Consider the following 7,064-nt stretch of genomic DNA (forward strand, 5'->3'; position numbering starts at 1 on the left):
GCCTCGGGTCGGGTGCGCAGCCGCGGCTACTCCGAGTTTCGCCAGTATTACCCGCGCCCGGGCTGGGTCGAGCATGATGCGGAAGAGATCTGGCGCGTGACGCAGCGGGTGATCGGCATCACGCTGCGAGCGGCGCGTCTGAAACCCAAGGACGTGACGGCAATTGGCATCACCAACCAGCGTGAGACAACGGTACTGTGGGACCGGCGCACGGGGAAGCCGGTGCATCGCGCCATCGTCTGGCAGGATCGGCGTACGGCCCCAAACTGTGAGGCACTGAAGGCGGAGGGTGCGGAGTCGACCATCCAGGCGAAGACCGGTTTGGTCATCGATCCCTACTTCTCTGGCACCAAGCTCCAATGGTTGTTCGATCACGTGAAAGGGGCACGGAACCGGGCTCAACGCCTGGCCTTCGGCACCATCGATAGCTGGCTCATTTGGAAGCTGACGGGCGGCCAGGTACACGTTACCGACTTTACCAATGCATCGCGCACGTTGCTGTTCAATATCCACGAACGGAAATGGGACGAGGAGTTGCTGCGGCTGCTCAACGTGCCGGCGGAGGTGTTGCCCCAGGTCACTTCATCCGCCGGCATTGCCGGCACCACAGCCGCGCGCGTGTTCGGCGCGGAAGTCCCGATCGCCGGGATCGCAGGAGACCAGCAAGCCGCGCTGTTCGGGCAAGCTTGCTTCCGGCCGGGAATGGTCAAGAACACCTACGGCACCGGTTGCTTCTTGCTCATGTACACCGGCGAGCACGCCGTCACTTCGCACCGCGGGCTGCTCACCACCATGGCCTGCGCGCCCGACGGACAACCCGCGTATGCCGTCGAAGGATCGGTCTTCATCGCCGGGGCTGCGGTGCAATGGCTGCGCGACGGTCTGGGTATGATCAAGCAGGCCAGGGAGTCCGAAGTCCTGGCCCGCCGGGTTGATTCCACCCTGGGAGTCTATCTGGTGCCCGCTTTCGTCGGACTCGGTGCGCCGTATTGGGACGCCGCCGCGCGCGGCGCACTCGTCGGCCTGACGCGCGGCGTGACCCGCGAGCATATCGCCCGCGCCACGCTCGAGTCGCTGGCGTACCAGACTCGCGACGTGGTGGACACCATGGTCGCCGAATCGGGCCGAGCGCTCACCGGGCTGCGGGTCGATGGCGGCGCCGCCGCCAACAATTTGCTGATGCAATTCCAGGCGGACATCCTCGGCACCACGGTGGATCGTCCAAAGGTCGTTGAAACGACCGCCCTGGGGGCCGCCTTGCTCGCCGGCCTGGGTGTGGGACTGTGGAAGTCCGAACGCGAGCTCGAAGGCGTGCGCAAGCCGGATCGGGTTTTCCGGCCTCGGATGGCTCCGGAGAAGCGTGAGGCGCTCTATCAGGGCTGGCGCCGCGCCGTGGCCGCCGTGCGATCGTTGGGATCGTGAGGCGTGATGCGTGATGCGTGATGCGTGAAGGATTCGGACCATCGGTGGAAATCCGATCACGGGTCACGGATCACGCATCACAATCGTCGTTACGACTTCCTTGCGGCTGCGGAAGTCGGATGCTATAAAAACGTCCTTTGAAAGAGGCATAATCTGATGAGAGAGGCTATCCATCCCAAATATGAGGCGGCGCGGATCGTGTGCGCCTGCGGAAGCATCATTGAAACGCGCTCGACGGTGCCGACGATCCATGTCGAAATCTGCTCGAGCTGCCATCCGTTTTTCACCGGCAAGCAAAAGCTGATGGACACCGCGGGACGCGTCGAACGGTTCAAGCGCAAGTACGGTATGCAGGAGTAGTGGTCGCAACCCACGTTCTCTCCGGATGTGGAAATGAAAAGGGCGAGGGAGGCGACCTCCCACGCCCTTTTTTTTGACAACTAGTCGTCATGTTGCAGAAACTCGAAGAAGTTGAGCAACGGTACGTCGACCTCGAGCGCTTGCTGGTCGATCCCGCCGTCATCGGCAACCGCAAGGAGTACGCTCGTCTCGGCAAGGAACGCGCCGACATCGAGGAGATCGTGCAGCGCTACCGGGAATGGAAAAAACTCCTGGCCGAAATCGACGGCCACAAGTCGCTCTTGGAGGAAGCCGACCCGGAGATGCGCGAGCTGGTCAAGGCGGAGCTGCCGGGATTACGCGACCGGATGGAAGCGCTCGAACGGGAGATGAGACGCCTGCTGGTGCCGCACGATCCGAACGACGAGCGCAACGTCATCCTCGAAATCCGTGCCGGCACCGGCGGTGAGGAGGCCAGTCTGTTTGCCGCCGAGCTGTTCCGGATGTACAGCCGCTATGCCGAGGAACAGCGATGGCGCCTCGAACTGATGAGCGCCAATCCCACGGGGCTTGGGGGCTTCAAGGAAGTCATCGCCTTGATCGAAGGCCGCGGCGTGTACAGCCGGCTGAAATTCGAGGGCGGCGTGCATCGTGTTCAGCGCGTCCCCGAGACCGAAGGTTCGGGAAGAATCCACACGTCGACTGTCACCGTGGCGGTGCTGCCCGAAGCCGACGAAGTCGATGTGCACATCGATGAGAGCAAGGACCTGCGCATCGATGTCTATCGGTCGTCGGGACCCGGCGGCCAGAGCGTCAACACCACCGATTCGGCCGTCCGCATCACCCACTTGCCAACCGGCCTCGTGGTCTCCTGCCAAGACGAGAAGTCGCAGCACAAGAACAAGTCGAAAGGGATGAAGATCCTACGTGCCCGGCTGCTCGAACGCGCCCAGGCTGAGCAGCAGGCGGAGGTCGCACAGAACCGGCGCAGCATGGTGGGTACCGGGGAGCGGTCGGAACGCATCCGCACCTACAACTTTCCGCAAGGGCGGGTGACGGATCACCGCATCAACCTGACCCTGTACTCTCTCGATCGCGTGATCGAGGGCGAACTCCAGCCGCTGCTCGACGCCCTGATGACGTACCACCAGACTGAGGCCCTGAAGGCCGCAAGTTGATGAACACCGCCGCACAGACCGACACGCCGGCCGACACCGCCGCCAAACTGGTCGAGTCCACATCCGCCCGCCTCGCGGATGCGGGGATCGAAACGGCTCGTCTCAACGCCGAGGTCCTGTTGGCGCACGCCTGCAACATCGATCGAAGCGCCCTCTACGCCGGCTGGCACCGCCGCGTGCCGGCCGAGTGCCGCGCCCGCTTCGAAACGATGCTGACTCGCCGACTGGCCCGCGAGCCCTTGCAGTACATCGTGGGCAGCCAAGAATTCTGGTCTCTGGATTTCCTGGTGACGCACGCTGTCCTCATCCCCCGGCCAGAAACCGAGCTGCTGGTCGAACTCGCACTGCGCCTTCCCCGTGCAGGGGTCCAGCATGGTCGGGAGAGGGCGCAGCATGCTGCGCCGCTACTCTGTGATTTGGGCACCGGTAGTGGCTGCATCGCCGTTGCGCTGGCGCGAGAACTGCCGCGAGCGGAGATCTGGGCGGTGGACCTTTCGGCAGCAGCACTCGCCGTGGCAGCGGCGAATGCCCAGCGGCACGCCGTGGCGGACCGCATCCACTTCGCCGAGAGCGATCTCTTGGTCGCGGTCGGCGACCTGCGCTTCGACGCGATCCTCTCGAACCCGCCGTACGTGTGTTCCGATGAGCTGCAGGATTCGCAGCCCGAGCTCGGGTGGGAACCCTGCCTGGCTCTGGACGGTGGCGCCGCCGGCCTCGACGTGATCAAGCGCGTGGTGACGGAATCGCACCCGCGTCTGAAAGACAGCGGCTGGTTGATCATGGAGATCGGTGCTGATCAGGGCAGCGCCGTGGAACGTCTGGCGCACGCAGCAGGCTTCGGCCCGGTATCCATCCAACCGGATTACGCCGGGCTTCCCCGCGCTCTGGTCGCACGGCGATAGACCATGGACAAGATCGTCATTCGCGGTGGGCGGCGCCTGAAGGGCGAGGTGGCAGTCGAGGGTGCGAAGAATGCCGCCCTCCCGATACTGCTGGCTTCCCTGCTGACGGCGGAGCGCTGCACCTTCCACAACGTGCCGCGCGTCGTCGATGTGCGTACCACGTTGAGACTGCTGGCGGACCTCGGGGCTCGAGTCGAAGAGGAGGCGGGCAGCGTCAGCGTGCACGCCGAGCGCCTCGCGAGACTCGAGGCGCAGTACGATTTGGTCAAGACCATGCGCGCCTCTTTTCTGGCACTCGGACCGTTGCTGGCACGTTTCGGGCGGGCACGGGTGTCGACCCCAGGCGGCTGCGCCATCGGCAGCCGGCCGGTGGATCTCCACCTCGAAGGCTTGCAGAAAATGGGCGCGCGGGCACGCATCGTCCACGGCTATGTCGAAGCCGAGGCCGAGAAACTGCACGGCGCGCGGATCTACCTCGACGTACCGTCGGTCGGCGCAACAGAGCACTTGATGATGGTGGCTTCCTTGGCGGAGGGCACCAGCACCATTGAAAACGCCGCGTGCGAACCGGAGGTGGTCGATCTGGCGCGCGCCTTGACGGCGATGGGCGCCCGCATCACCGGCGCCGGCGAGGACACCATCACCATCGACGGCGTGCCGTCCCTGAAGGGGTTGGACTTCACGATCATTCCTGACCGCATTGAAGCGGGCACCTTCATGATCGCCGCGGCGCTCACCGGCGGAGACGTCCTCGTGCGCGGGGCCCGCGCCGAGCACATGCATGCCGTCATCCTCAAGCTGCGCGAGGCAGGGGCGGACATACAGGAAGACCGGGAGGGCATCCGCGTGATCGGCAACGGCCGGTTGAGCAGTGTCGACGTCAAGACCATGCCGTACCCGGGTTTCCCCACTGACCTGCAGGCGCAAATGATGGCCGCCATGGCGCTGGCGGACGGCCGCAGTGTCATCTCGGAAACGATCTTCGAAAATCGTTTCATGCACGCCTTGGAACTCAACCGCATGGGTGCGGATATCAAGGTGGAAGGCAGCAGCGCCATGGTGCGGGGTGTGACGGCGCTCAGCGGTGCGCCGGTCATGGCCACCGACTTGCGCGCCAGCGTGTGTTTGGTGTTGGCTGGGTTGGCAGCCGAAGGGGTGACCGAGGTGTCTCGCGTCTATCACCTCGACCGCGGCTATGCGCGTATCGAAGACAGGCTGTCCGCCTTGGGCGCCGACATACGTCGGGTGAAGGGACGGTGAGGCTCGGATGCCAGTGCGTGTACTTTCCACCAACGAACCGGATTTCGCGCGCCACTTTGCCGCGATTCACCAACGCGGGGCACGGGCGACGGCGGCGATCGAGACGCAGGCGCGGAACATTGTCGAGGCCGTCCGCCGGGGCGGCGACCGCGCTCTCATCGCGTGCACGCGGCGGTACGACCGGGTCACGCTGCGACCGGCGCAGCTGCAGGTCAGTGCCGCCGAAATAGGTGAAGCGGTCCGGGCGACGCCTCCTGATGCGTTGCGCGCATTGCGGCTGGCGGCCCGGCGGATCACGGCGTTTCACCGCCGCCAGCTGACGACATCGTGGAGCTATCGGGACCCGGTGGGCCTGCAGCTCGGACAGCGGATCGTGGCCCTCGACCGGGTTGGACTGTACGTGCCTGGCGGCCACGCCGCGTATCCATCTTCCGTCCTGATGAACGCCATTCCGGCCCGCGTCGCCGGTGTCCGGGAGGTGATCATGGTCTCCCCTCCGGGCTCCGACGGCACCAACGCCGCCGTACTCGCGGCGGCAGCAATCGCTGGCGTCAACGCCGTCTTTCGCATCGGCGGTGCCCAAGCGGTTGCGGCATTGGCGTACGGGACCGCCAGCGTTCCACGTGTCGACAAGATCGTCGGACCGGGGAATGCCTGGGTGCAGGCGGCCAAGAAGATCGTCTATGGCGTGGTGGACATCGACATGATCGCCGGGCCGAGCGAGGTGGTTGTGATCGCGGACCAGGCGGCGCCACCCGCGTACGTCGCCGCCGATCTCCTGGCACAGGCCGAACATGGCAGCGGCGACGAATGCGCTGTCCTCCTCACGCCGTCGCGCCGGCTGGCGCTGGCGGTGCAAACCGAGATCGAAAACCAGCTCCGGACCTTGCCGCGGCGGCAGGACATCGCGCGCGTCCTTCGCCGCCGTGGAGCCTTGGTTGTCGTGCGGAACCTCGCGGAAGCGGTTACGCTCGCCAACGAGATCGCGCCGGAACACCTGGAACTGATCGTCAGCAATGCGCAACGCTGGGCGGGGCAGATCCGCAACGCCGGGGCGTTATTCCTCGGGCCGTATTCACCTGCGGCGCTGGGGGATTACGTCGCCGGGCCGAATCACGTTTTGCCGACTGGGGGAAGTGCACGTTTCTTCTCACCATTAGGCGTGTATGATTTCGTCAAACGCACCAGCGTCGTTGCGGCGACGCGTGTGGGACTCCAGCGGCTGGCGCCTACGATCGCTCGCCTGGCCGCGCTGGAGGGTTACGAAGCGCACGCAGCTGCAGTCCAACTCCGGTTCGCGACTGGGAGCAGCCGTAGTCGGAAGTCGCGGAGGGAGGGAGGACCGAATGGCAACAGTCAGAGCACGTGCGGTACGGAAGCCGCGGGCACCAGGCAAGGGACGGCAAGCCACGGTGACACGCAGGACGAAGGAGACCGACATCACCGTTGAGTTGAACCTCGACGGCCGCGGTCGTATCGAGCTGGATACCGGCATCCCGTTTCTCAATCACATGCTGGAGATCTTTGCGCGGCACGGCTTCTTCGATCTCAGCGTCCGGGCGCGTGGGGATCTCGATGTCGACCAGCACCACACCGTCGAGGACGTGGGGTTGGCACTTGGCCAAGCCTGGCGTGAGGCGTTGGGAGCCAAGGCCGGCATCCGGCGCTTCGGTGACGCCACCTGTCCACTCGATGAGGCCTTGGTCAGCACCGTGGTCGATCTGAGCGGCCGTCCGTTCTTAGCCTATAACCTGCGGATCAAACAGGCGCGGGTCGGCGACTTCGACACCGAACTAGTGCACGACTTCATGGCGGCGTTTACCAATGCGGTCGGCATGAACCTCCACCTCAATCAGATCCAGGGGCGCAACCCGCACCACATCATCGAAGCCGGCTTCAAGGCACTGGCGCGCGCCCTCGACCAAGCGACGCAGATCGACCCGCGCGTCCAAGGCGTGCTGTC

7 protein-coding genes are annotated in these 7,064 nt (G+C 65.1%); all 7 read left to right on the forward strand.

Going from position 1 to position 7,064, the window contains the following annotated elements:
* On the forward strand, positions 1–1,422 hold a 1,422-nt coding region (gene glpK / locus VF515_18660), incomplete at its 5' end, for a glycerol kinase GlpK (GenBank protein HEX7409655.1).
* 156 nt (positions 1,423–1,578) lie between these two features.
* The gene (gene rpmE, locus VF515_18665; GenBank protein ID HEX7409656.1) at positions 1,579–1,782 is read left to right on the forward strand and encodes a 50S ribosomal protein L31; all 204 of its coding nucleotides are present in this window, start codon (positions 1,579–1,581) and stop codon (positions 1,780–1,782) included.
* Between the two features lie 89 nt (positions 1,783–1,871).
* A complete protein-coding gene (prfA, locus tag VF515_18670) occupies positions 1,872–2,939 on the forward strand; it encodes a peptide chain release factor 1 (protein HEX7409657.1) in 1,068 nt (355 codons plus the stop codon).
* Positions 2,939–3,841, forward strand: coding sequence for a peptide chain release factor N(5)-glutamine methyltransferase (gene prmC / locus VF515_18675; protein ID HEX7409658.1), 903 nt, complete (start codon positions 2,939–2,941; stop codon positions 3,839–3,841). The genes prfA and prmC overlap by 1 nt, the downstream gene beginning before the upstream one ends.
* 3 nt (positions 3,842–3,844) lie before the next feature.
* The gene (gene murA / locus VF515_18680) at positions 3,845–5,101 is read left to right on the forward strand and encodes a UDP-N-acetylglucosamine 1-carboxyvinyltransferase (GenBank protein HEX7409659.1); all 1,257 of its coding nucleotides are present in this window, start codon (positions 3,845–3,847) and stop codon (positions 5,099–5,101) included.
* A 7-nt stretch (positions 5,102–5,108) separates the two neighbouring features.
* A complete protein-coding gene (gene hisD, locus VF515_18685; protein HEX7409660.1) occupies positions 5,109–6,551 on the forward strand; it encodes a histidinol dehydrogenase in 1,443 nt (480 codons plus the stop codon).
* On the forward strand, positions 6,448–7,064 hold a 617-nt coding region (hisB, locus tag VF515_18690; protein ID HEX7409661.1), incomplete at its 3' end, for an imidazoleglycerol-phosphate dehydratase HisB. The genes hisD and hisB, both read left to right, overlap by 104 nt.

The sequence above is a fragment of the Candidatus Binatia bacterium genome (genome assembly GCA_036382395.1).
GTDB lineage: Bacteria > Desulfobacterota > Binatia > HRBIN30 > HRBIN30 > JAGDMS01.

Bases quoted from the DNA above. Each gene is read 5' to 3' on its own strand.
- hisD (HEX7409660.1), top strand. From the start codon at position 5,109: ATGCCAGTGCGTGTACTTTCCACCAACGAACCGGATTTCGCGCGCCAC.
- rpmE (HEX7409656.1), top strand. From the start codon at position 1,579: ATGAGAGAGGCTATCCATCCCAAATATGAGGCGGCGCGGATCGTGTGC.
- murA (HEX7409659.1), top strand. From the start codon at position 3,845: ATGGACAAGATCGTCATTCGCGGTGGGCGGCGCCTGAAGGGCGAGGTG.
- prmC (HEX7409658.1), top strand. From the start codon at position 2,939: ATGAACACCGCCGCACAGACCGACACGCCGGCCGACACCGCCGCCAAA.
- prfA (HEX7409657.1), top strand. From the start codon at position 1,872: ATGTTGCAGAAACTCGAAGAAGTTGAGCAACGGTACGTCGACCTCGAG.